At 66.7% G+C, this 22,719-nt stretch carries 24 protein-coding genes and 1 pseudogene; 15 read left to right on the top strand and 10 right to left on the bottom strand.

Annotated elements, in window-relative coordinates:
• Window positions 1–18 precede the first annotated feature (18 nt).
• Window positions 19–945 carry a LysR family transcriptional regulator gene (locus QF040_RS31820; protein WP_429614241.1) on the top strand — a complete coding sequence of 309 codons (927 nt, stop codon included), beginning with the start codon at window positions 19–21 and terminating at the stop codon, window positions 943–945.
• 144 nt (window positions 946–1,089) lie between these two features.
• Here the strand turns inward: QF040_RS31820 and QF040_RS31815 are convergent, their stop codons facing one another.
• The 7 genes from QF040_RS31815 to QF040_RS31785 all read right to left on the bottom strand — a co-directional run bounded on the left by QF040_RS31815 (window position 1,090) and on the right by QF040_RS31785 (window position 7,855).
• A complete protein-coding gene (locus QF040_RS31815) occupies window positions 1,090–2,601 on the bottom strand; it encodes a tripartite tricarboxylate transporter permease (protein ID WP_013539807.1) in 1,512 nt (503 codons plus the stop codon).
• 16 nt (window positions 2,602–2,617) lie between these two features.
• Window positions 2,618–3,106, bottom strand: coding sequence for a tripartite tricarboxylate transporter TctB family protein (locus QF040_RS31810; protein WP_429614240.1), 489 nt, complete (start codon window positions 3,104–3,106; stop codon window positions 2,618–2,620).
• A gap of 108 nt (window positions 3,107–3,214) precedes the next feature.
• Complete coding sequence (locus QF040_RS31805; RefSeq protein ID WP_429614239.1) at window positions 3,215–5,011, bottom strand: GspE/PulE family protein; 1,797 nt, start codon at window positions 5,009–5,011, stop codon at window positions 3,215–3,217.
• Window positions 5,008–5,790 carry a hypothetical protein gene (locus QF040_RS31800; RefSeq protein WP_013539804.1) on the bottom strand — a complete coding sequence of 261 codons (783 nt, stop codon included), beginning with the start codon at window positions 5,788–5,790 and terminating at the stop codon, window positions 5,008–5,010. The genes QF040_RS31805 and QF040_RS31800 overlap by 4 nt, the downstream gene beginning before the upstream one ends.
• Before the next feature lie 4 nt (window positions 5,791–5,794).
• Window positions 5,795–6,322, bottom strand: coding sequence for a DNA-deoxyinosine glycosylase (locus tag QF040_RS31795; RefSeq protein WP_429614238.1), 528 nt, complete (start codon window positions 6,320–6,322; stop codon window positions 5,795–5,797).
• Window positions 6,323–6,402: 80 nt separating this feature from the next.
• A complete protein-coding gene (locus tag QF040_RS31790; RefSeq protein WP_429614237.1) occupies window positions 6,403–6,864 on the bottom strand; it encodes a hypothetical protein in 462 nt (153 codons plus the stop codon).
• Window positions 6,865–6,994: 130 nt separating this feature from the next.
• Window positions 6,995–7,855, bottom strand: coding sequence for a TatD family hydrolase (locus QF040_RS31785; RefSeq protein ID WP_429614236.1), 861 nt, complete (start codon window positions 7,853–7,855; stop codon window positions 6,995–6,997).
• An 88-nt stretch (window positions 7,856–7,943) separates the two neighbouring features.
• On the opposite strand from QF040_RS31785, the pseudogene QF040_RS31780 reads away from it, so the two are divergent.
• The 4 genes and pseudogenes from QF040_RS31780 to QF040_RS31765 all read left to right on the top strand — a co-directional run bounded on the left by QF040_RS31780 (window position 7,944) and on the right by QF040_RS31765 (window position 12,016).
• Window positions 7,944–8,953 (top strand): annotated as a pseudogene (locus QF040_RS31780) (S1C family serine protease).
• 24 nt (window positions 8,954–8,977) lie between these two features.
• Window positions 8,978–10,003: an AAA family ATPase gene (locus QF040_RS31775; protein ID WP_013539799.1), complete on the top strand. Its 1,026-nt coding sequence runs from the start codon at window positions 8,978–8,980 to the stop codon at window positions 10,001–10,003.
• Window positions 9,984–10,982: a DUF58 domain-containing protein gene (locus QF040_RS31770; protein ID WP_013539798.1), complete on the top strand. Its 999-nt coding sequence runs from the start codon at window positions 9,984–9,986 to the stop codon at window positions 10,980–10,982. Before QF040_RS31775 ends, QF040_RS31770 begins: the two co-directional genes overlap by 20 nt.
• On the top strand, window positions 10,979–12,016 hold the full coding sequence (locus QF040_RS31765; RefSeq protein ID WP_429614235.1) for a VWA domain-containing protein: 1,038 nt from the start codon (window positions 10,979–10,981) through the stop codon (window positions 12,014–12,016). Before QF040_RS31770 ends, QF040_RS31765 begins: the two co-directional genes overlap by 4 nt.
• Here the strand turns inward: QF040_RS31765 and QF040_RS31760 are convergent.
• Entirely contained in the window at window positions 12,000–12,590 is a 591-nt protein-coding gene (locus tag QF040_RS31760) for a TetR/AcrR family transcriptional regulator (protein ID WP_429614234.1), read from the bottom strand. The two genes, QF040_RS31765 and QF040_RS31760, sit on opposite strands and share 17 nt — an antisense overlap.
• A 153-nt stretch (window positions 12,591–12,743) precedes the next feature.
• Here QF040_RS31760 and QF040_RS31755 point away from each other — a divergent pair, with 153 nt between their 5' ends.
• Window positions 12,744–13,547 (top strand): SDR family NAD(P)-dependent oxidoreductase, encoded by an 804-nt coding sequence (locus QF040_RS31755; protein WP_429614233.1) that lies wholly within the window; start codon window positions 12,744–12,746, stop codon window positions 13,545–13,547.
• On the opposite strand, the gene QF040_RS31750 is transcribed toward QF040_RS31755, so the two are convergent.
• Together QF040_RS31750 and QF040_RS31745 are read right to left on the bottom strand one after the other, a co-directional pair.
• Complete coding sequence (locus tag QF040_RS31750) at window positions 13,529–14,179, bottom strand: TetR/AcrR family transcriptional regulator (protein ID WP_429614232.1); 651 nt, start codon at window positions 14,177–14,179, stop codon at window positions 13,529–13,531. The two genes, QF040_RS31755 and QF040_RS31750, sit on opposite strands and share 19 nt — an antisense overlap.
• Before the next feature lie 83 nt (window positions 14,180–14,262).
• Entirely contained in the window at window positions 14,263–14,865 is a 603-nt protein-coding gene (locus QF040_RS31745; protein ID WP_429614231.1) for a phenylacetic acid degradation protein PaaY, read from the bottom strand.
• A 150-nt stretch (window positions 14,866–15,015) separates the two neighbouring features.
• Here QF040_RS31745 and QF040_RS31740 point away from each other — a divergent pair, with 150 nt between their 5' ends.
• From QF040_RS31740 to QF040_RS31700, 9 genes are all read left to right on the top strand, one after another.
• The gene (locus QF040_RS31740; RefSeq protein ID WP_429614230.1) at window positions 15,016–15,819 is read left to right on the top strand and encodes an enoyl-CoA hydratase-related protein; all 804 of its coding nucleotides are present in this window, start codon (window positions 15,016–15,018) and stop codon (window positions 15,817–15,819) included.
• A gap of 3 nt (window positions 15,820–15,822) precedes the next feature.
• A complete protein-coding gene (gene paaI / locus QF040_RS31735) occupies window positions 15,823–16,269 on the top strand; it encodes a hydroxyphenylacetyl-CoA thioesterase PaaI (protein ID WP_429614229.1) in 447 nt (148 codons plus the stop codon).
• A 22-nt stretch (window positions 16,270–16,291) separates the two neighbouring features.
• A complete protein-coding gene (gene paaK, locus QF040_RS31730; RefSeq protein WP_429614228.1) occupies window positions 16,292–17,602 on the top strand; it encodes a phenylacetate--CoA ligase PaaK in 1,311 nt (436 codons plus the stop codon).
• A 27-nt stretch (window positions 17,603–17,629) separates the two neighbouring features.
• Window positions 17,630–18,637 carry a 1,2-phenylacetyl-CoA epoxidase subunit PaaA gene (gene paaA / locus QF040_RS31725; protein ID WP_013539789.1) on the top strand — a complete coding sequence of 336 codons (1,008 nt, stop codon included), beginning with the start codon at window positions 17,630–17,632 and terminating at the stop codon, window positions 18,635–18,637.
• On the top strand, window positions 18,634–18,933 hold the full coding sequence (gene paaB, locus QF040_RS31720; protein ID WP_013539788.1) for a 1,2-phenylacetyl-CoA epoxidase subunit PaaB: 300 nt from the start codon (window positions 18,634–18,636) through the stop codon (window positions 18,931–18,933). Before paaA ends, paaB begins: the two co-directional genes overlap by 4 nt.
• 173 nt (window positions 18,934–19,106) lie before the next feature.
• Window positions 19,107–19,886 carry a 1,2-phenylacetyl-CoA epoxidase subunit PaaC gene (gene paaC / locus QF040_RS31715; RefSeq protein ID WP_307686802.1) on the top strand — a complete coding sequence of 260 codons (780 nt, stop codon included), beginning with the start codon at window positions 19,107–19,109 and terminating at the stop codon, window positions 19,884–19,886.
• On the top strand, window positions 19,883–20,410 hold the full coding sequence (gene paaD, locus QF040_RS31710) for a 1,2-phenylacetyl-CoA epoxidase subunit PaaD (RefSeq protein ID WP_429614227.1): 528 nt from the start codon (window positions 19,883–19,885) through the stop codon (window positions 20,408–20,410). The genes paaC and paaD overlap by 4 nt, the downstream gene beginning before the upstream one ends.
• Before the next feature lie 13 nt (window positions 20,411–20,423).
• On the top strand, window positions 20,424–21,509 hold the full coding sequence (paaE, locus tag QF040_RS31705; protein WP_429614226.1) for a 1,2-phenylacetyl-CoA epoxidase subunit PaaE: 1,086 nt from the start codon (window positions 20,424–20,426) through the stop codon (window positions 21,507–21,509).
• Between the two features lie 43 nt (window positions 21,510–21,552).
• Window positions 21,553–22,701 (top strand): ABC transporter substrate-binding protein, encoded by a 1,149-nt coding sequence (locus QF040_RS31700; protein ID WP_306880085.1) that lies wholly within the window; start codon window positions 21,553–21,555, stop codon window positions 22,699–22,701.
• Window positions 22,702–22,719: the final 18 nt, after the last annotated feature.

The following is a 22,719-nucleotide window of genomic DNA, read 5'->3' as shown; positions in this document are numbered from 1 at the left end:
CAACTATGAGCGCGGCTTATGACAAAGAACGCCACGGAAGAAGTCTCGCTGCAGCAGTTGCGGGCGCTGGCGGCGGTCGCCGAATCGGGCAGCTTCACGCTGGCAGCGGAAAGTCTGCAGCTCACGCAGCCGGCCATCAGCCATCTCGTCAAGCGCATGGAAGAGCAGCTCGGGCAGCCGCTGATCGTGCGCGGCCGCCGCATCCAGCTCACGAGCGCGGGTCAGGTAATGGTCGAGACGGCCGTTCGGGCGCTGCGGCTTATCGATGAATCGGTAGGCGCTTGCCGCTCGCAGTCGCAACTGCGCGAAGGGCGCGTCGTGCTGGCTGTCGGCCATCTCACAGCGGGCGCCCTTCTGCCGCCGATGCTCGGCCGCTTCTCGCAGAAGCACCCGACGCTCGCGACCACCCTGCTCGACAGCACGGCCGAGCAGATGATCTCGCGCATCCTCTCGCAGGAGGCTGACCTCGGCTTCGGCTCGGACATCGGGCAAAAGCATTCGGAACTCGCGACCGAGCCGCTGTTCACCGAGCGCATGGCTCTCTTCGTGCGCGACGACCATCCACTCGCGCAGCGCGTGGTGGTCGATGCGAAGCACCTGGACGCACTGCCCTTCATCCACGTCAACCCGGACGCCAACATCTGGCGCGCGGTGAGCCGCCAGTTGTCGAGCGTGGCGAACGTGTACCCGCACGTGGTGCATCACGTGTCGATGCTGTCGACGGCGTTCGGCCTCATCCAGGCGGGCGCGGGCGTGGCGTTGCTGCCGCGCTATGTGGAGGTATTGATGCCGGGCAATCTTCGCGCCGTGGCGGTGACGCGTCCGACACTCGAATACCCGGTCGTCGCGGTGCGGCTGGCCAAGCATCCGCTGAGCCCGGCGGCGCTGGCCTTTCTGGCGATGGCGCGGCAGCACATGAAGCCGTTGCGTGCTGCCAAGCCGTAGGAGGCATTCAGGGCGCGATCACGCGACGGGGACGTTCGCGCAGGGGAGTACCCGGCGGCCTGCGCACACGCCCTGAACATCCCGCAGCAGAAATAAAAAACGGCGCCCGAAGGCGCCGTTTTGCAAGCAGGCAGAGAGCCGCGATCAGTCTTCGACAAACGCCTCTTCGCGCTTGGCCTTCACCGCGGGCAGCAGCACGATCACCAGCAGCAGCAAAGCGGCCAGCAGCAGTCCGAGGGAGATCGGACGGGTGACGAACACGCTCCAGTCACCGCGCGAGAGAAGCAGCGAGCGGCGCAGGTTCTCTTCCATCATCGGCCCCAGGATGAAGCCCAGCAGCAATGGCGCAGGCTCGCATCCCAGCTTGAAGAAGGTGTAGCCCACCAGGCCGAAGATGCCGACCATCCAGATGTCCCAGGTGTTGTTGTTCGTCGAGTAAACGCCGATGGCGCAGAACAGGACGATCGCCGGGAACAGGAACTTGTAGGGCACCGACAGGAGCTTGATCCACATGCCGATGAGCGGCAGGTTCAGGATGATCAGCATCGCGTTGCCCAGCCACATCGAGGCGATCAGGCCCCAGAACAGCTCGGGGTTGCTGGTCATCACCTGCGGACCCGGCTGGATGTTGTGGATGGTCATCGCGCCCACCATCAGCGCCATCACGGCGTTGGGCGGAATGCCCAGCGTCAGCAGCGGGATGAAGGAGGTCTGCGCACCGGCGTTGTTGGCGGCCTCGGGAGCTGCCACGCCGCGGATGTTGCCCTTGCCGAAGGGCACTTCGCCCGGATGCAGCTTGGTCTTCTTCTCGATCGTGTAGGCCGCGAAGGCCGACAGCAGCGCGCCGCCGCCGGGCAGGATGCCCAGCGAGGAGCCCAGCGCCGTTCCGCGCAGCACGGCCGGCACCATGCGCTTGAAGTCTTCCTTGGTCGGGAACAGGCCCGAGACCTTGGCGGTGAAGATCTCGCGCTCGTCGTCCGGACGCGACAGGTTCGCGATGATTTCGCCGTAGCCGAACACGCCCATGGCGATGGCCACGAAGCCGATGCCGTCGGTGAGTTCAGGCACGTCGAAGCTGTAGCGCGCGACACCCGAGTTCACGTCGGTGCCGACCAGGCCGAGCAACAGGCCCAGCACGATCATCGCGATGGCCTTGAGCAGTGAGCCCGAAGCCAGCACCACGGCGCCGATCAGGCCCAGGATCATCAGCGAGAAGTATTCGGCAGGGCCGAACTTGAAGGCCAGTTCGGTCAGCGGCGGCGCGAAGGCAGCCAGGATCAGCGTGCCGACGCAACCCGCGAAGAACGAGCCGAGGCCCGCAGCCGCGAGTGCGGGGCCCGCACGGCCCTTGCGCGCCATCTGGTAGCCGTCGATCACGGTCACCACCGAGGACGATTCGCCCGGCAGATTCACAAGGATGGCGGTGGTCGAACCGCCGTACTGCGCGCCGTAGTAAATACCGGCCAGCATGATCAGCGCCGAGACGGGCGGCAATGCGTACGTAGCAGGCAGCAGCATCGCGATGGTCGCGACCGGGCCGATGCCCGGGAGCACGCCGATCAGGGTGCCCAGAATGCAGCCGACAAGGCAGTACAGCAGGTTGGTGAAGGTAAAGGCAACGCCAAAACCCATCGAGAGGTGGTCAAACAATTCCATGTGCGCAGCTTTCTTCTCAACCGGTGATGAAGGTCGGCCAGACCTGGATCTGCAGCTTGAGCGCCCAGATGAATGCAACGTAGCTGCCGACGGCCAGGATGGTGGCCAGGATCAGCACGGTGGGCAGCTTGAACTCGTGGCCCGCGAGGCTGGAGATGATCACGAGCGCGTAGATCGCGATGATCATTCCCATGGCAGGCACGCCCAGGCTCGGCAGGCCGCCGAGCAGGATGCCGAAGGCGATGTTGGCGCCCAGGATGAACACCACCTGCTTCCAGGCCCACTTGCCGATCTTCTCGCCGTCGGTCGTTTCAACGGTGAGCCCGCTGAACATGATCGCCAGGCCGATCACGGCCATCAGGATGCCGAGCATCAACGGGAAATAACCCGGGCCCATCCGGGCGCCGCTGCCCACGCTGTAGGTGGTGGCGCCCCATGCGAACGCCACGCCCACGACAGTGAACATCAGACCCGAGAAAAAGTCTTTCTGACTTTTGATTTTCACGAACAGTCTCCTCGAACAAGTTTCGATGCGGGATTGTCCGGTCAGCTGGCGGTCAGGCTGATGTGGATTTCACTAACCGAACGGTTAGGGTTAACCCAAAGAACTACATCACTCCAATGGCGGCGTGGCGCTCAGGACCTCTTCGATGGTGGTCACGCCCTCGGCCACGCGCAGTGCGCCGGCAAGACGCAGTGGCCGCATGCCGTCGATCACGGCCTGGCGCCTGAGCCCGGTGAGGTTGGGCTCCTTGGTGACCTTGTCCTTGAAGGCCTCGGTCACGCTCAGCAATTCGTAGAGGCCCATGCGGCCCATGTAGCCGGTCATGCGGCAATCGACGCAACCCACGGGCTTGTAGGCGCGCACGGAGCCGGTGATCTGCCACGGCTTGACGATGGCCTCGAGGCTCTCGCGCGTGACCGTGTCGTCGGGCTGCTTGCAATGCGGGCACAGCGTGCGTACGAGGCGCTGTGCGAGCACGCCGAGCATCACGGCGGTGATGAGATACGAGGGCACGCCCAGTTCCATCATCCGCGTGATGGCGCTGGGCGCATCGTTGGTGTGCAGCGTGCTGAACACGAGGTGGCCGGTGAGCGCGGCCTGCACCGCCATCTCGGCGGTGGCGAGGTCGCGGATTTCGCCGACCATGATGATGTCCGGGTCCTGCCGCATCAGCGCACGCAGTCCCTCGGTGAAGCCGAAGTCCAGTTGCGGCTGCACCTGCGTCTGGTTGAACGAAGGCTCGATCATTTCGATCGGGTCTTCGACCGTGCTCACGTTCACTTCTTCAGTCGCCACGCGCTTCAACGTGGAGTACAGCGTGGTGGTCTTGCCCGAGCCCGTCGGGCCGGTCACCAGGATGATGCCGTTGGGCCGTGTGACCAACTGCTCCCATCGCTGCGCATCGTGCTGCGCGAAGCCGAGCGCATCGAGGTCCTTCACCGCGGTGTCGGGGTCGAAGATCCGCATCACCATCTTCTCGCCGAAGGCGGTCGGCAAGGTCGACAGACGCATTTCGACTTCGTCGCCGCGCATGTTGCGGGTCTTGATGCGGCCGTCGAGCGGACGGCGCTTTTCCACCACGTCCATGCGGCCGAGCAGCTTGATGCGCGCGACCATCGCGTTCATCACGCCCATCGGCATCTGGTAGGCCGGATGCAGGATGCCGTCGATGCGGAAACGGATCACGCCCTGTTCGCGGCGCGGCTCCAGGTGGATGTCGCTCGCGCGCTGGTCGAAGGCGTACTGCCAGAGCCAGTCGACCACCTGCACCACGCTCTGGTCGTTGGCGTCGAGCTGCTTGGTGCTCTTGCCCAGTTCGACCAGCTGCTCGAAGCTCGCGCCGCCGGTGTTGCCACCTGCCTTCTGCGCAGCGCGCACCGACTTGGCAAGCGCGAAGAACTCGGCCGTGTAGCGCTGGATATCGGCCGGATTGGCCACCACGCGCCGCACCGTGCGCTTCGACTGGCGCTCGACCTCGGCGATCCAGTCGGTGAGAAACGGCTCGGCCGTCGCCACGACCACTTCGTTGGGCAGCACCTGCACCGGCAGCACCTTGTGGCGCTCGGCGTAGGCCGCGCTCATGGTGTCGGCGACCTTGCCCACGTCGACCTTCAGCGGATCGATGCGCAAGTAACTCAGGTTGGCGCGGCCGGCAAGCCATTGGGTGAGGGCTTCGAGGTCGAGCGGCTTGTTGTCGCTCTCGCGCGTCATCGCCACGTTGGCCAGGCGAACCAGCGGTGCCTGGCGGCTTTCTGCCTGCGCGCAGCGCGCGATGGTGCGCTTGGCCTCCATCGGGGAAATGACGCCGTCGGTGGCCAGCCATTCGATCAGGCGGCGCAGGTCGAGCGGGCCTTCGTGGCGGGCGGCCAGGGGTGCGGGGGCGGAAACTGCGGGAACAGCGCTCATGGGCCGGAGGTTCGGGTGAGGGAAGTATTCAGGGGCTTGAACACCCGCAGCCACTTCGGCGCGGGCAGACTCCAGCGAGTCTGGATCGTTTGCGCGCGCTCGGCAAGCACCTCGCGCTTCGGGCGGCTCGGCGTGCGCTGCGCCAGCACCACCGTGTTGCCTTCGCGCGTCGGCTTGAAGGCCCAGACGGCATCGGCGCCGAACGCGGCGGCGATCTTCTCGAGGCTGCGCTCGTAGCTCGACGAGCGGCCGAAGAGGTTGACCGTCATGCAACCGTCTTCGGTGAGCAGCGCGCGACAGTCGGCGTAGAAGTCTTCGCTGTCGAGCACGGGTGCGGCCGCTTCATGGTCGTACAGGTCGACCTGCAGCGCATCGACGGTGCCGTGCCACTCGGGCTTGCGGATCTCCACGGCTGCATCGGCGATCACCACGCGCAGCTTCGGATCGTCGGCCGGCAGCTTGAACCAGCCGCGGCAGGCCGACACCACCTGCGGGTTGAGCTCGACCGCCGTGGTGCGCATGCGCAGGGTCTTGCGGCTGAACTTGGTGAGCGTGGCCGCGCCGAGGCCGAGCTGCATCGCATGGCGGCTGGCGACGGTCTTGCCATCGACGAAGAGCAGCCAGGCCATCATGCGCTGCACGTATTCGAGTTCGATCTCGAACGGTGCATCGAGCTTCATCGAGCCCTGGACCCATTCGGTGCCCAGGTGCAGATAACGGATGTCGCCCCAGTCGGAGAAATTGACTTCGGGAAGGACGGGGGTGGTGCGCGTGGCCATCGGATCAGGTGAGTTTGTGGGCGTCGAAGACCTCGCGCCAGGCCGCGAGCTTGCGCTCGAAGCTCCACGACGCATTGGCGGGGCTGGTGGAAGGCAGCTGGTAGACCGACACGCCGAGCGTGCGCGTGTGGCGTGCGTGCTTGAAGCTCTCGCCGCCGTTGTGCGCAATGGCGGCGAGCTTCGGCAGCTTCAGGCCTGCGATGTCGTTCACGACCGGCGAGCGGATCGCCGAATCGAGGCTGCCTTCGCGCTCGCAGGCCGCGTACACGTCCCATACGCCCAGGCCGCGATCGAGCAGCCACGCCTTCTTTTTTGCATAGCTGTCTGCGCCGGTCGGCAAAGGGTGGTCGGGCCAGACGGCTTGCAAGATCTTCCAGAACTGGTTTTGGGGATGCGCATAGTACTGCTGCCGTTCAAGCGAGCGCACACCCGGAAAGCTGCCGAGGATCAGCACGACCGTGGCGGGCGAGACGATGGGCGCGAGGCCTGTGAGCACCAGGTTGTCGGGGTCGGGTGCGGCGGATCGGTTCATGGACTGCATCTTGGCAGCACTGTCGCCGCCCACAAAAAAACCCGCCGAAGCGGGTTCTTTTCGAGGCCGCAGAGCAAGCCTTATTGCTTCTTGGCAGCCGCGTTCTCCGCCGTGCCAGGAATCTTCTCGCCGATGGCAGCACCGGTGCTGCGCATGCCGTCGGCCGTCTTGTGGCCGGCGGTTTCAACAGCGTCGCCGGTCTTGGCGGCTGCGTTCTTGGTGGCGTTGGTGGCCTTCTTGGTGGTTTTCTTGGTCGCGTTCCAGGCCTTCTTGGTGCCGCGCTCGGTCGCGTTTGCGGCCTTCTTGGTGGTGCTCTTGGTAGCGTCCCAGGCCTTTTCGGCACCGTTTTCGGTGGCGTTCACTGCCTTCTTGGTCGTGCGCTTGGTGGCATCCACTGCCTCGCTGCCGGCCTCCTTCACCTTCTCGGTGGTGGTCGGCTCGGCCGTTGCGGGTGCCGAGGTCTGTGCCACGGCGGACACGCCGATGGAGGCGAGCGCCAGGGCGAGCACGACGGGCATGGTGCGGACGAAAGATGTGGTCATGGAAGACTCCTTTTAGAGTGAAGTGTTGGAGTGACGGACTTGCCACTGTGCAAGCAACGCCACTTCGAACTTCAAGGATGACAGCAAAAACTCGCCCCATGCCACCCCAACCCCAACTCGGGACGTTGGCCTACGCCGCGTGCGGCGCGCGCTCCGACAGGGCCATCAGACTTTCGAGCTTCGGCAGCGTTTCGATCGCATTCCGGGTGGTGGCTTCGGCCAGCGCATCGACGCCGATGCCGCGCAATCCGGCCACCACTTCGGCGATGCGCGGCAGTTCGCCGGGCTCGTTGCGGCCCTGCGCTTGGCCGGCATCGCGCTGCGCCTGCGTGCGGTAGAGCCAGTGCGGCTGGATGTCGGGGGCGTCCGTTTCCATCACGATCGAAGCGAGCGGCAACGTGGTCGCGAGGCGCCGCAATTGCAGCGCGCGTTCGAAGGTCACCGCGCCGCCGAAGCCGAGCTTGAGCCCGAGTTCGATGCAGGCGTTGGCCTGTTGTTCGCTTCCATTGAACGCGTGCGCAATCCCTTGCCAGGGCCGCCCGCCCGCCGTCTGCCGCAGATGCTTGAGCACCTTGTCGACCGAACGCCGCACATGGATGAGCACGGGTAACCCGTGCTTGCGTGCCAGTTGCAACTGAGTGTGAAAAAAGCGCTCCTGCTTCGGGCCGTCCAGGCCCTCGACGAAGTAGTCGAGCCCGATCTCGCCGACCGCCACGAGCCGGGGGTCGCCCTGTCGCGCGGTCAGCTCCGCGTCGAGCCTTTCGAGGTCCGCGTCCTGCGCCTCGCCCGTGCAAAGTGGGTGGATGCCCAGCGCATAGGCATCGCCCTGCTTGTGGGCCAGCTCTCGCACAGTCTCGAAGTTGAAGACGGCCACGGCGGGAATCACGCACAGGGAAACCCCTCGGGCCGCGGCGCGGGCACGGATCTGCGGCATCTCCGCACCGAATTCGGGCGCGTCCAGGTGGCAGTGGGTATCGACAAACGAAGCCATCGCGCCATGATGCCCGAAGGGATGCGCAGGCGCGGAAAGCGTGCTACTGTGAACTCCTTCACGCGTCTTTTTTGCCGGAGGTTCTCCGATGCGCAGGCCCGCTTTCTACAGCCGTTCGCCCCGCACGCCGCCGCCGGCCGCAGAACAAGCGGCCGATCAGGCGGCGGATGCCGCGGCATCCCCGGACATGGCAGGCGCAGGTGGCACAGTGCAGCCGCCGCCCACCCGTAGCGGCTGGCAGCCCGGACGCAAGAGCTTCGCCCTTCTCCTCGTGCTGTGCGCGGCGCTGGTCACCGGCGGCACCGTGTGGTGGCCGCGCCAGGGCAAGGTGATCACGCAGAAAGACATCGACGCGGCCGTGCTGCGCACGATGCAGACAGCGACCCTCCCCTCTCCCGCGGCAAGAGCGGCCGACATCACATCCGGCCCTCGGTCGTTCGCGTGGTGGGCTACGGCCCCGAGAAGGCCACGCCCGAGGCCAAGACCCAGAAGCGCGGCCGCAACATGGCCAAGGGCAAGCCGCCCGAGGCGCCGCTCGACGGTGCCGCGCCCGGCGAAGTCGAGCGCGGTGTCGGCACCGGCGTGGTGATCGTCGACAAGGGCGTGATCCTGACCAACCTGCACGTCGTCGCCGGCTCCGAGAAGATCAAGGTCACCTTCGCCGACGGGCTCGAAGCGGTGGCCGTCATCACCGGCGTGCAGCCCGAGAACGACCTCGCGGTGCTGCAGGCGCAGAAGATTCCCGACGACCTGATTCCCGCCGCGATGCGCTCCACCGCCGACCTGCGCCCCGGCGACCAGGTCGCGGCCGTGGGCTTTCCGTTCGGCATCGGGCCTTCGGTGTCGGCCGGCGTGGTGTCGGGCCTGAAGCGCTCGTTCCGCTCGCCCGAGGGCAAGCAGGAGCTGGGCAACCTCATCCAGTTCGACGCTGCCGCCAACCCCGGCAATTCGGGCGGCCCGCTCATCAACATGGACGGCGAGGTGCTGGGCATCGTCACCGCCATCCTCAACCCCACGCAGCAGCGCACCTTCATCGGCATCGGCTTCGCGGTGCCCATCGAGAACGCGGCCTCTGCGGCGGGTTCGCCGCCTTTCTGATTTCCTCGAAAGAAAGCCCTTCGCATGAGCACAGAGACAACCCCCATCTCGACCTTCGCCACGGCACCCGCCACCGCCGAGCTGATGGAGCAGATCCTCTACGAGGTGAAGCGCGTGGTCGTGGGCCAGGACCGCTTTCTGGAGCGCGTGATGGTCGCGATGCTCGCGGGCGGCCACCTGCTGGTCGAAGGCGTTCCCGGTCTCGCGAAGACGCTCACCATCAAGACACTGGCCGACACCGTGCGCGGCCATTTCAAGCGCATCCAGTTCACGCCCGACCTGGTGCCGGCCGACCTCGTGGGCACGCGCATCTACAACCAGAAGACAGGCGAATTCAGCACCTCGCTCGGCCCGGTGTTCGCCAACCTGCTGCTGGCAGACGAAATCAACCGCGCGCCGGCCAAGGTGCAGAGCGCACTGCTCGAAGTGATGCAGGAGCGCCAGGTCACCATTGCCGGCGAAACGCACAAGGTGCCGCGCCCCTTTCTCGTGATGGCGACGCAGAACCCCATCGAGACCGAGGGCACCTACCCGCTGCCCGAGGCACAGGTCGACCGCTTCATGATGAAGGTGCTGGTCGACTACCCGAGCGACGAGGAAGAGTTCGTCATCGTCCAGCGCGTGATCGGCCCGCCGGTGGAAGCCAGCCCGGTCGCCACCACCGAGCAGCTCGCGGCGCTGCAGGCGGAGGCGCGGCGCGTGTATGTCGACCCGTCCCTCATCCAGTATGCGGTGAAGCTCGTCTCGGCCACCCGCACGCCCGAAAAGCACGGCCTGAAGGACATGCGCCGCTTCATCACCTTCGGCGCCAGCCCGCGCGCCAGCATCAGCCTCACCGAGGGCGCGCGTGCGCTTGCGCTGCTGCGCGGCCGCAGCTACGCGCTGCCCGAGGACATGACGGCGCTGGTCGCCGACGTGCTGCGCCACCGCGTGACGCTTTCCTACGAAGGCTTGTCCGAAGGCCTGACGCCGGACGGCCTGATCGAGAAGATCATGCGGGCGATCCCCGCACCACCCAAACCCCTGGAACATGAAAAGCTGGTGGCGTAAGGCCCCCGCGGCCGCGAACGACGACCGGCTCGCAACGGAAGCCGGCGGGGCCGAACGCGCGCTGCGCCGGCTCGAATGGACCGTCATCCGCCGCCTCGACGGCCTGCTGCAAGGCGACTACCGCACGCTGATGCGCGGCAGCGGCCTCGACCTGGCGGACCTGCGCGAATACCAGCACCACGATGACGTGCGCCACATCGACTGGAACGTCACCGCGCGCCTGCAGACGCCGCATGTGCGCGTCTTCACCGAAGACCGCGAGATGGCCGCCTGGTTCGTGCTCGACTTGAGCCGTTCGGTCGACTTCGGTTCGGGCCTGAAGGCCAAGCGCGAGATCTCGGCCGGCTTCGTCGGCGTGCTCGCGCGGCTGCTCACGCGGCACGGCAACCGGGTCGGCGCGCTGGTCTACGGCAACGACCTCGAAGCCGTGATCCCGCCGCGCAGCGGCCGGCGCCATGTGCTGCATTTGCTGCATGCGATGGAACGCCGCGCCGACAAGGCGGACGGCCCCGCGCAGAAAGGCATGACCCGCCTGGACGACCTGCTGAAATCCGCCGCCACGCTGATGCCGCGCCGCTCCACCGTCTTCGTGGTGTCCGACTTCCTGAGCGAGCCCGGTTGGGAGCGTCCGCTGGGCCAACTGGTGCAGCGACATGAAGTGATTGCCGTGCGCCTCTTCGATCCGCTCGAACTCGAATTGCCTGATCTGGGCCTCGTGCCGCTGCGCGATGCCGAGACGGGCGAGCAGCTCTGGGTCGACACCCACGATGCCGGATTTCGCAAGCGCTTCGCGCGCCTTGCCGCCGAGCGCGAGGCGACGCTGCGCGCCTCGCTCGCCAAGGCTGGCGTCGACGCCCTGGAGCTTTCGACCAGCGACGACCTGGTGGAAGCCATCGTTCGTTTCGCCGACCTGCGCAAGCGCCGCACGCGCGTCGGTTCAGGGGCAAGCTCGGGCAGCGTGAAGGCGGTGGCAGCATGACATTTCTCTGGCCTCAATTCCTCTGGTTGCTGGCGGCGTTGCCGCTGCTGGTGCTGCTCTATGTCTGGCTGATCCGCCGCAAGAAGAAGATGGCGGTGCGCTACGCGAGCCTCTCGATCGTGCGCGAGGCGATGGGCGCGGGCCAGAGCTTCAGAAGGCACCTCCCGCCCTTGCTGTTCCTCCTGGCCATGGCCGCGATGCTGGTGGCCGCGGCGCGGCCGATGGCGGTGGTGATGCTGCCTTCGAACCAGCAGACCATCATCCTTGCGATGGACGTCTCGGGCAGCATGCGCGCGGCCGACGTGCTGCCCAACCGGCTGGTGGCGGCGCAGGAAGCGGCCAAGAGCTTCATCAAGGACCTGCCGCGCACCGTGAAGGTCGGCATCGTCGCCTTCGCGGGCAGCGCACAGGTGGCGCAGTTGCCCACCACCAACCACGACGACCTGGTGACCGCCATCGACAGCTTCCAGCTGCAGCGCGCAACGGCCACCGGCAACGCCATCGTGGTGTCGCTCGCCACGCTGTTCCCCGACGCCGGCATCGACGTCGAGCAGTTCAGCGCACCGAGCCGCCAGCGCGGCACGCCGATCGACCAGACCGAGAAGAAGCTCAAGGACTTCACGCCCGTGGCGCCCGGCTCGTTCACCTCGGCCGCGATCATCATGCTGACCGACGGCCAGCGCACCACCGGCGTCGATCCGCTCGATGCGGCCAAGGCCGCGGCCGACCGCGGCGTGCGCATCTACACGGTGGGCGTGGGCACGGTCGATGGCGAAACGATCGGCTTCGAAGGCTGGTCGATGCGCGTGCGGCTCGACGAGGAAACCCTCAAGGCCGTCGCCAACAAGACCAATGCCGAGTACTTCTACGCGGGCACCGCGAACGACCTGAAGAAGGTCTACGAAACGCTGAGCTCCAAGCTCACCGTGGAGAAGAAGGAAACCGAAATCTCGGCGCTGTTCGCGCTCAGCGCGGCGGTGCTCACGCTGCTGTCGGCGGGGCTGTCGCTGCTCTGGTTCAACCGGATTCTTTAGCGCTGGACTTCGACTTCGGCGCGGCCTCGAGGCCGGCGAGCACCTCGCGCAGGATTTCCTCCGACAGCGCCTCGTCGTCCACCGCGCGGGCCATCACGACGCCGCCGTACATCGACGCCAGCGTGCGGATCGCATCGCCCCGCGCATTCTTCTTCGATCGCCACGGAAAGTTGCGGGCGAACCGGTCGATGACCGACTTCAGGTACGCCGTGAGCGACGCATTCACGCCTTCGCCGTTGCCCGCCTGGCCGGCGAACGCCGCGATCAAACAGCCCTCGGCGCGTGCGTCGCGGTGCTCGTGGCTCAGGTAGCCCTGCACGTAGGCGCGCATGCCCTCGGGCGTTTCGCCGGCCACATCGAGATCGGCGAGCGCGGACGCGGCGGAGTGCGTGATGCACTCGGCCATCAGCGCCTCCTTCGAGTCGAAGTGGTTGTAGAAGGGCCCGTGCGTGAGGCCCGTGGTTTTCATGATCTCGCTCACGCTCACGCCAAAGCCGCGCTCCTTGAACAGGCGCGAGGCCTCGGCAAGGATCTTCTGGTGCTTTTCGGCGGTTTCCGCTGCGGGGTATCGCATGTGACCTCTTTCTGTTCCGGGGTAATTCGATCCCCCGTTTGACGCTATTCATGATAGCCATCATGCTTCGCCACCTCAAACATGATGGTCATCATGCTTACGGTGAAAACGGCTTTCCGACTACCTCCAACCTACCTTTTGAACGGATTCGAAATGAGCGAACAAGCAACCCTCGGCACCGCCGTCGTCACAGGCGCCTCGGCCGGCCTCGGCAAGATCTATGCGGACCGCCTGGCCCGCCGCGGCCACGACCTGCTGCTGGTGGCGCGGCGTGCCGAACTGCTGGAAGAGGTCGCTGCCGACCTGCGCGCCAAGTACGGCGTGAAGGTGCAGACGCTGGCCGCCGACCTGGCCGCTGCCGGCGACCTCGAGCGCGTGGCCAAGGCCGTGTCCACCGATGTGTCGATCACGCTGCTGGTCAACAACGCCGGCCTCTCGACGCTCGCGCCCGTCGCGCAAACCACGGCCGCGCAACTGCAGAGCATGCTCGACGTGAACATCAACGCCCTCGCGCACCTGAGCCATACCGCGCTCGCCGCCTTCAAGTCGCGCGACCGCGGCACGCTGGTGAACATCGGCTCGGTGCTGGGCTTTCACACGCTGCCGATCAGCAGCATCTACAGCGGCACCAAGGCCTTCGTGATGGCGTTCACGCGCGGGCTGCAGGACGAAGTGGCGGGCACCGGCGTGAAGGTGCAGCTGGTGCTGCCGGCAGCGACGGCCACCGACATCTGGGAACTCTCGGGCGTGCCGATGTCGGCGCTGGCCGAAGGCACGATCATGGCCGCCGAAGATTGCGTGGACGCCGCACTGGCCGGCCTCGACCTGGGCGAGCCGATCACCCTGCCGTCGGTGAACGATGCGGCCCTGCTCGCGACTTTTGTCGATGCAAGCGCCAAGCTCTTCGGCGCCTCGCAGACCAGCAAGCCGGCCGCGCGCTACCTCGCGACGGCCTGATCGGGTTCGGCCTCGGCCTTGGTCGCCGCGTAGTCCGGCGACTTCACAGCGCCGATGCCCCCGAGGAACAGATCGGCCACGATCGGCGCAATCGCCGCGTGGTCGAGCTTTCCGGTGGGCTTCATCCAGGTGAACATCCAGTTGATCATGCCGAACAGCAGCATGGTCAGCGGCTTGGCCAGGTCGTCGCTCGGCGCTCCGGGCCGCAGCGCCGACACCGCGCGCGCAAAGCCCGCGACCACCTCGCGCTCCTTGTCGAGCACGCGTTCGCGGTCTTCCTCTTCGAGAAAGCGCACGTCGTCGGTCAGCACGCGGTGCGCGTCCTGCGCGCCGGCGTACTCCTCGACGATGCGGTAGATGAAGCGGCGAAGGCGCTCTTCATCGGTTTGCGTCGAGGCCTCTTCCTCGGCCACCAGCGCCGCGAGCTTCGACACGTGCGTCTCGGCGATGCTGATGAGCAAACTGCTCTTGTCCTTGTAGTAGTGATAGAGCGTGGCCTTCGAGAGGTTGCACGCCTCGGCCACCTGGTTCATCGACGTGGCGGGGTAACCCCGGCGCGCGAACAGCTGGGCGGCCTGCGCGAGTATCAGTTCGCGCTGGTCGTCGTAGGTGGCGGATCTTCCACGCGGCATCGGGTCGGGTTCCTTGGATTCAAGCGGTTGGAGACAGCGCGCGATCTTGCATGAAGCGGGCGGCGGGTTGGAGGCTCAGCCTCTCAGCCGCGCCGCGTGGCGATGAGCGAACGCACATCGATGGCCGGCAGGCGCGGGCGGTCCGCCTCCATCTCGGCCAGCGGCGCCACTTCGCGCAGGCTCTCGAGGCTGCGCACCGTGAGCGCCTGATAGACGTGCGTGCCTTCCAGCTTCCAGGCGATCTCGTCGTCGCTGAGCTCGCGTTTCACCTTCGCCGGAATGCCCGACACCAGCGAGCGCGCCGGCACCTTCATGCCGGCCGGAACGAAGGCGCAGGCCGCGACGATGGCCTTCTCGCCGATCTCGGCCTCGTCCATCACCACAGCATTCATGCCCACCAGCGCATCGCGCCGCACGATGCAGCTGTGCAGGATCGCGCCGTGGCCGATGTGGCCGTTGACCTCCACCACCGTGTCGTTGTCGGGAAAGCCGTGGATGCAGCAGTGGTCCTGCACGTTGGAGCCCTCCTCCAGCACGATGCGGCCGAAGTCGCCGCGCAGGCTCGCCAAGGGGCCGACATAACAGTGGGGGCCGACGATCACGTCGCCGATCAGCACGGCGCTGGGATGCACGTACGCGCTCGGGTCGACGACGGGAATCACACCGTCGATGGAATAGCTGGGCATTCGGTCGGTCTCCTTTTTTGGGGGGACTCAGGGTTTGCCCTGAATCGACCCGCTTGTGCCGGGATTGCGGTCAATCCTAAAATCAACCGAACGGTCGGTCAATAGTGTTTACTAGCCGATTCGTACCCACACAAGGATGAAAGACACGCCATGTCGGAACCTTTAGTTCTCGTCAGCAACGCCGGTGCCGTCCGCACGCTGAGCCTCAACCGCCCCGCGGCGCTCAACAGCTTCACGACCGGGCTGCATGCCGAATTGATGGCGGCGCTCGAATCGGCGGCCAGGGACGACAGCGTGCGCTGCGTCGTCCTCACCGGCGCCGGACGCGCCTTCTGCGCGGGACAGGACCTCGCCGATCCCTCGGTCGCCCCCGACCCCACGCCCGGCGCGGCGCCCAAGGACCTGGGCCACGTCATCTCCACCTACTACGCCCCGCTCGTCGCACGCCTGCGCTCGATGCCGGTGCCGGTGATTGCCGCCGTGAACGGTGTTGCCGCCGGCGCGGGCGCCAACCTCGCGCTGTGCTGCGACCTCGTCGTGGCCGGCCGCTCGGCCAGCTTCATCCAGGCCTTCACCAAGATCGGCCTCGTGCCCGACACCGGCGGCACCTGGCTGCTGCCGCGTCTGGTGGGCTCGGCGCGCGCGCTGGGCATCGCGATGCTCGGCGACAAGCTCCCTGCGGAAGAAGCCGCGCGCATCGGCCTGATCTGGCAGTGCGTGGACGACGCGGCATTGGCCGACACGGCCGCCGCGCTCGCATCGAAGCTCGCCGCGATGCCGACCCGCGCGCTCGTCGCCACCCGCCAGGCGATGGCTGCCGCGCAGGACATGGACCTCGATGCGGCGCTCGCCGAAGAAGCCCGCATCCAGCGCGAGATGGGCAACGCCGACGACTACCGCGAAGGCGTCGAAGCCTTTCGCGCCAAGCGCGCGCCCGTGTTCAAGGACCGCTGACTCATGACCGAACCGACCCGCACGCCCCAACAAACGGCCGAGTACGTCCGAGACGGCATGCTCGCCAACGACAACGCCACCAAGGGCCTGGACATGCGCATCGTGGAGGTCGGCCCCGGCCAGGCCACCATCGAGATGCGGGTGCGCCCCGACATGCTCAACGGCCACGCCACCTGCCACGGCGGCTTCATGGCCACGCTGGCCGACTCGACCTTCGCCTTCGCCTGCAACTCGTACAACGAGCTGACCGTGGCCTCGGGCTTCTCGATCGACTTCATCGCCCCCGCGCGCGAAGGCGATGTGCTCACCGCGCGCTGCCACGAGGTCTCCAAGGCCGGCCGCACCGGCGTGTACGACACCGAAATCACCAACCAGCGCGGCGAGCGCATCGCGATGTTCCGCGGCCGTTCGTACACCGCCAAGGGCCGCCCCGCCGTCCCGGCCGCCTGAACGAAGAGACAAGAAGACCACCATGACCGCCCGACACCCCGCCCCCGGCGAACTCGATCCCATCGAAACCGCGAGCCGCGACGAGATCACGGCTCTGCAACTCACGCGCCTGCGCGCCACGCTGCAGCGCGCCTACGACAACGTGCCGCACTACCGCAAGGCCTTCGATGCGAAGGGCGTGCACCCGGACGACCTGAAGTCGCTCGCCGACCTGTCGAAGTTTCCGTTCACGGTGAAGAGCGACCTGCGCGACAACTATCCCTTCGGCATGTTCGCCGTGCCGCGCGAAAACGTGGCGCGCATCCATGCCTCGTCGGGCACCACCGGCAAGCCGACCGTGGTCGGCTACACGCTGAAAGACATCGACACCTGGGCCGATCTCGTCGCCCGCTCCATCCGCGCGGCGGGAGGCCGGCCCGGCGACATGGTGCATGTGTCGTACGGCTACGGCCTCTTCACCGGCGGCCTCGGCGCGCACTACGGCGCCGAGCGCGCGGGCTGCACCGTCATCCCCATGTCGGGCGGACAGACCGAGAAGCAGGTGCAGATCATCCAGGACTTCAAGCCGAACATCATCATGGTCACGCCCAGCTACATGCAGGTGATCATCGAGCAGTTCGAGCGCCAGGGCCTCGATGCGAAAGGCAGCTCGCTCAAGATCGGCATCTTCGGCGCCGAGCCGTGGACCGAGGCGATGCGCCGCGACATCGAGGCCAAGGCCGGCATCGACGCGGTCGACATCTACGGCCTCTCCGAAGTGATGGGCCCGGGCGTCGCGAGCGAATGCGTCGAGAGCAAGGACGGCCCGGTGATCTGGGAAGACCACTTCTATCCCGAGATCATCGACCCCGAAACCGGCGAGCTGAAAGCCGACGGCGAAGAAGGCGAACTGGTCTTCACGTCGCTGAGCAAAGAAGCGATGCCGATCATTCGCTACCGCACGCGCGACCTCACGCGCCTCCTGCCGCCCACCTCGCGTTCGTTCCGCCGCATGGGCAAGATCGTCGGTCGCAGCGACGACATGATGATCATCCGCGGCGTGAACGTCTTTCCCACGCAGGTCGAGGAGATCGTGCTCGCGCACAAGAGCCTGTCGGGCCTCTACCAGGTGCACGTGAGCCGTGTCGACAAGCTCGACCAGGTCGAGGTGCACTGCGAACTCAACCCCGCCGACGCCGCCTCGGCCGACCGCACCGCCATCGGCGATTGGGTGCAGCACCGCGTGAAGACGCTCATCGGCATTTCGACGCGCGTGGTGGTTCACGCGCCTGACGAGATGGAACGCACACAGACCGGCAAGGCCCGCCGCGTGATCGACACGCGCCCGCGCTGAATCCCCCACACACGAAAGGACACGCACATGTACACCCAGGCCATGGACACCATGGGCAAGGACGCAGGCGACGGCAAGAAGGCCGTGCGTTCCGCCGACGAGATGCGGCTCGAGGAGCGCTTCGATGCGCAGATCGACGCCGGCGAATTCATCGAGGCGAAGGACTGGATGCCCGAGCACTACCGCAAGACGCTGGTGCGGCAGATCAGCCAGCACGCGCACTCCGAAATCGTCGGCATGCTGCCCGAAGGCAACTGGATCAGCCGCGCCCCCACGCTGAAACGCAAGGCCATCCTGCTTGCCAAGGTGCAGGACGAGGGCGGCCACGGCCTCTACCTGTACGCCGCCGCCGAGACGCTGGGCACTTCGCGCGACCAGATGTTCGATGCGCTGCACAGCGGCAAGGCCAAGTACAGCTCGATCTTCAACTATCCCACCCTCACCTGGGCCGACATGGGCACCATCGGCTGGCTGGTCGATGGCGCGGCGATCATGAACCAGGTACCGATCTGCCGCTGCTCGTATGCACCGTATGCGCGCGCCATGATCCGCATCTGCCGCGAGGAGAGCTTTCACCAGCGCCAGGGCTACGAGGCCCTGCTCACGATGATGACCCACGGCACCGACGCGCAGAAGGCGATGGTGCAGGACGCGGTCAACCGCTGGTGGTGGCCGTCGATCATGATGTTCGGTCCGCCCGACGACCAATCGCCCAACTCGGCGCAATCGATGCGCTGGGGCATCAAGCGCTTCAGCAATGACGAGCTGCGCCAGAAGTTCATCGACGCCGCCGTCGAACAGGCCGCCATCCTCGGCGTGACCCTGCCCGACCCCGACCTGAAGTGGAACGAAGAGCGCCAGGCGCACGACTTCGGCGCCATCGACTGGAGCGAGTTCTGGCGCGTGGTGGGCGGCGATGGGCCGTGCAACCGCGAGCGCCTGCAGGCGCGCGTGGACGCCTGGGAAGACGGCGAATGGGTCCGCGAAGCCGCGATGGCCCACGCCAACAAACAACCGATGAAGGAGGCCGCATGAGCGCCGATACGACCAAGCAAGAGTGGCCCCTGTGGGAAGTGTTCGTGCGCAGCAAGGCCGGCCTCGACCACAAGCACTGCGGCAGCCTGCACGCGGCCGATTCGAAGATGGCGATCCAGATGGCGCGCGACGTGTACACGCGCCGCCAGGAAGGCAGCAGCATCTGGGTGGTGCGCTCCGAGCAGATCGTGGCGAGCGATCCGGGCGAGAAGGACATGTACTTCGATCCGGCGGAAGACAAGGTCTACCGCCATCCGACTTTCTATGCGCTGCCCAAGTCCGTGGACCACATGTGAGGCCCCGATGAGCACCCGCACGTGGACTTCGCGTTGTCCCCTCTCCCTCTGGGAGAGGGCTAGGGTGAGGGCCGCCGGTCTTCGCCACCGACAGGCCTTGTCCACCGCCCATGCCCTCACCCCAGCCCTCTCCCCAAGGGGAGAGGGAGCAAGACAGAGTTGGAGCCGCTGACATGCAAGCATCGATCGAACTGAACCGCACGCCGGCCGTGCAATACCTGCTGCGCATCGGCGACACGTGTCTCGTGCTCGCGCAGCGCCTGGGCGAATGGTGCGGGCACGCGCCCGTGCTCGAAGAAGACATCGCGATGGCCAACATCGCGCTCGACCTCGTCGGCCAGGCCCGCGCGCTGCTCACGCATGCCGGCAAGCTCGAGGGCGTTGGCCGCGCGCACGACGAAGACCAACTCGCCTACCTGCGCGACGAGCGCGACTACTTCAACCTCACGCTGGTCGAGCTGCCGCGCGGCGACTTCGCCTTTGCAGTGCTGCGCAACACCATGGTCGCCACGCTGCTCAAGCTGCTGTGGCAGCGCCTTGCAGCATCGAGCGATGCGGAAGTGGCCGCCATCGCCGGCAAGGCGGTGAAGGAAGCGCGCTACCACCAGCAGCACTCGGCCGACTGGGTCGTGCGTCTGGGCGACGGCACCGACGAATCCCGCCGCCGCACCGAGAAGGCGTTGAAGCAGCTCTGGCTCTATGTGCCTGAACTCTTCGAGAGCGACGCGGTGGACGCTGAAGCCAGCGCAAGCGGCCTCGGCCCGGCATGGAGCGAACTGCGCGAACCCTGGCACGCCGAGATGCAGCAGGTGCTCGACGCAGCCGGCCTCGCGATGCCCAAGGAAGCCGCCTTCCGCAGCACGGGCAAGCAGGGCGTGCACAGCGAGCACATGGGCTACATCCTCACCGAGATGCAGCATCTGCAGCGCAGCTTCCCCGGAGGCGTGTGGTGAACACCGACGTGGCATCGCGCATCGATGCGGCGTGGGCCGTGCTGCACACGGTGCTCGACCCCGAGGTGCCGGCCGTGTCGGTGTGCGACCTGGGCATCGTGCGCGAAGTGATCGAGCACGACGACGGGCTGGAGATCGTGCTCACGCCGACCTACTCCGGCTGTCCCGCGACCGAAGCCATCGAGCACGACGTGCTGGCCGCCATCGAGCAGGCCGGCCTCGGCCGCGCACGCGCCACGCTGCGCCGCGCGCCCGCATGGACGAGCGACTGGATCAGCGACGAAGGCCGCGCCAAGCTCAAGGCCTACGGCATCGCGCCGCCGGCGCACCTCACACCCGAAGCCGCCGCCAACACCGCGATGCCGATCAAGCTCTTCGGCCGCATCGCAGGCGAACGCATCGCCTGCCCGCGCTGCGCGAGCGAGCGCACCGAACGCCTCTCGGCCTTCGGCTCCACCGCCTGCAAGGCCCTGTACCGCTGCATGGCCTGCCGCGAGCCTTTCGAACACTTCAAGCCAATCTGAGACATCCCCCACGATGAGCACCCTCTTCCACCCCCTGCGCGTGAAGGCCATCGAGCCCGACACGCCCGAGGCCGTCATCGTCTCGTTCGAGGTGCCGGCCGACCTGCAGGAAGTCTTCGGCTTCACGCAGGGCCAGTACCTCACGCTGCGCCACGACATCGACGGCCAGGACCTGCGCCGCTCCTATTCGATCTGCGCGGGCCTGGACGACGGCGAACTGCGCGTCGGCGTGCGCAAGGTGCGCGGCGGCGTGTTCTCCAACTGGATCAACGCCAGCCTGCAGCCCGGCGACACCCTGCAGGTGATGGCGCCGCAGGGCCGCTTCTTCGTGCCGATCGAGCCGGCCTCGGCCCGGCACCACGTCGGCATCGCGGGCGGCAGCGGCATCACCCCGATCCTCTCGATCATGAAGACGGTGCTCGCGCGCGAACCCGCGAGCCGCTTCACGCTGATCTACGGCAACCGCCAGCTTCAGTCCACGATGTTCAAGGAAGAAATCGAGGACCTGAAGAACCGCTACATGACGCGCCTCGTGCTGCTGCACGTGTTCTCCGACGAGCACACCGATTCGCCGCTGGGCTTCGGCGTGATGAACCGCGAGAAGATCGGCGAGTTCCTGCAGTCGGTGGTGCCGGCGAAGAAGATCGACCATGTGTACGTCTGCGGTCCGTTCCAGATGAACGACGAGGCCGAGGCTGCGCTGCTCGCGGCCGGCGTGCCGGAAGACCGCATCCATATCGAACGCTTCGGCGTCGCCCTGCCCTCTGCCACGCAGGTCGGCGCCGTGGTGCACGAGCCGCAGCCGGGCGATGCCAAGCAGGCCCGCATCACCATCGTGCGCGACGGCCTGCAGCGCGAGATCACCTTCACCGAAGGGCAGCCCAGCATCCTCGATGCGGCATCCGCGGCCGGGCTCGAAGTGCCGTTCTCGTGCACCTCCGGCGTGTGCGGCACCTGCCGCGCGAAGTGCGTGGACGGGGAAGTCCGCATGGAAAGAAACTTCGCGCTCGACAAGAATGAAGTGGCCGCCGGGTTCGTGCTGACCTGCCAGGCCCATCCCCTCACCGACCGTGTCACCTTGTCCTTCGACGAACGCTGACACGTCGGGCAAACAACGATTTTTCAACCCGGAGACAAGACCAATGAAATTCTTCTTCCAGCCCCTTCTGATCGCCGCGCTGTGCGCCACCGCCGCCGCGGCGTGGGCCGACGTCAATGTCGGCGTGACGGTGTCGGCCACCGGCCCGGCCGCCTCGCTCGGCATTCCCGAGAAGAACACCATCGCGCTGATGCCCAAGACCATCGGCGGCCAGAAGATCAACTACATCGTGCTGGACGATGCCTCCGACACCACCGCGGCCGTGGCCAACACCCGCAAGCTGATCGCCGAGAACAAGGTCGACATCGTGCTGGGCTCCACCACCACGCCCAACTCGCTGGCCATGATCGACGTGGTGAGCGAAGCCAAGGTGCCCATGATCTCCATCGCCGCCTCGGCCCGCATCATCGAGCCGATGGACGCGAAGAAGAAGTGGGTCTTCAAGACGCCGCAGAACGACATCATGATGTCCCTCGCCATCGCCGAGCACATGGCGGCCAACGGCGTGAAGACGGTCGCCTACATCGGCTTCTCCGATGCGTACGGCGAAGGCTGGTCGGAAGAATTCGCCAAGGCCGCGGCCCTCAAGAAGATCACCGTGGTCGCCAACGAGCGCTTCTCGCGCAGCGACACCTCGGTGACCGGCCAGGCGCTGAAGATCATGGCCGCCAAGCCCGACGCCGTGCTGGTCGGGGGCTCGGGCACGCCCGCCGCACTGCCGCAGAAAACGCTCAAGGAGCGCGGCTACACCGGCAAGATGTACCAGACGCACGGCGTGGCGAATTCCGACTTCCTGCGCGTGGGCGGCAAGGATGTGGAAGGCACCTTCCTGCCTGCCGGTCCGGTGCTCGTGGCGGCCCAGCTGCCTGCCGACAACCCGGTGAAGAAGTCCGCGCTGGCCTACGTGACGGCCTATGAAGCGGCCAACGGCAAGGGCACCGTGTCGACCTTCGGCGCGCATGCATGGGACGCGGGCCTGCTGATGACCTCGGCCGTGCCGGTCGCGCTGAAGAAGGCGCAGCCGGGCACGCCGGAGTTCCGCGCGGCGCTGCGCGATGCGCTGGAACAGGTCAAGGAAGTGTCGGGCGCGCATGGCGTGTTCAGCATGACGGAGAAGGACCACCTGGGCCTGGACCAACGCGCGCGCGTGATGGTGAAGATCGAGAACGGCGCCTGGAAATACCAGCCTTGATGTCTTGACCTGCGCCCT

The organism is Variovorax sp. W2I14 (assembly GCF_050435205.1).
GTDB classification, from domain to species: domain Bacteria; phylum Pseudomonadota; class Gammaproteobacteria; order Burkholderiales; family Burkholderiaceae_C; genus Variovorax; species Variovorax paradoxus_C.
The sequence above is the reverse complement of the archived record's forward strand: the minus strand, read 5'-3'. Positions and strand labels throughout refer to the sequence as shown.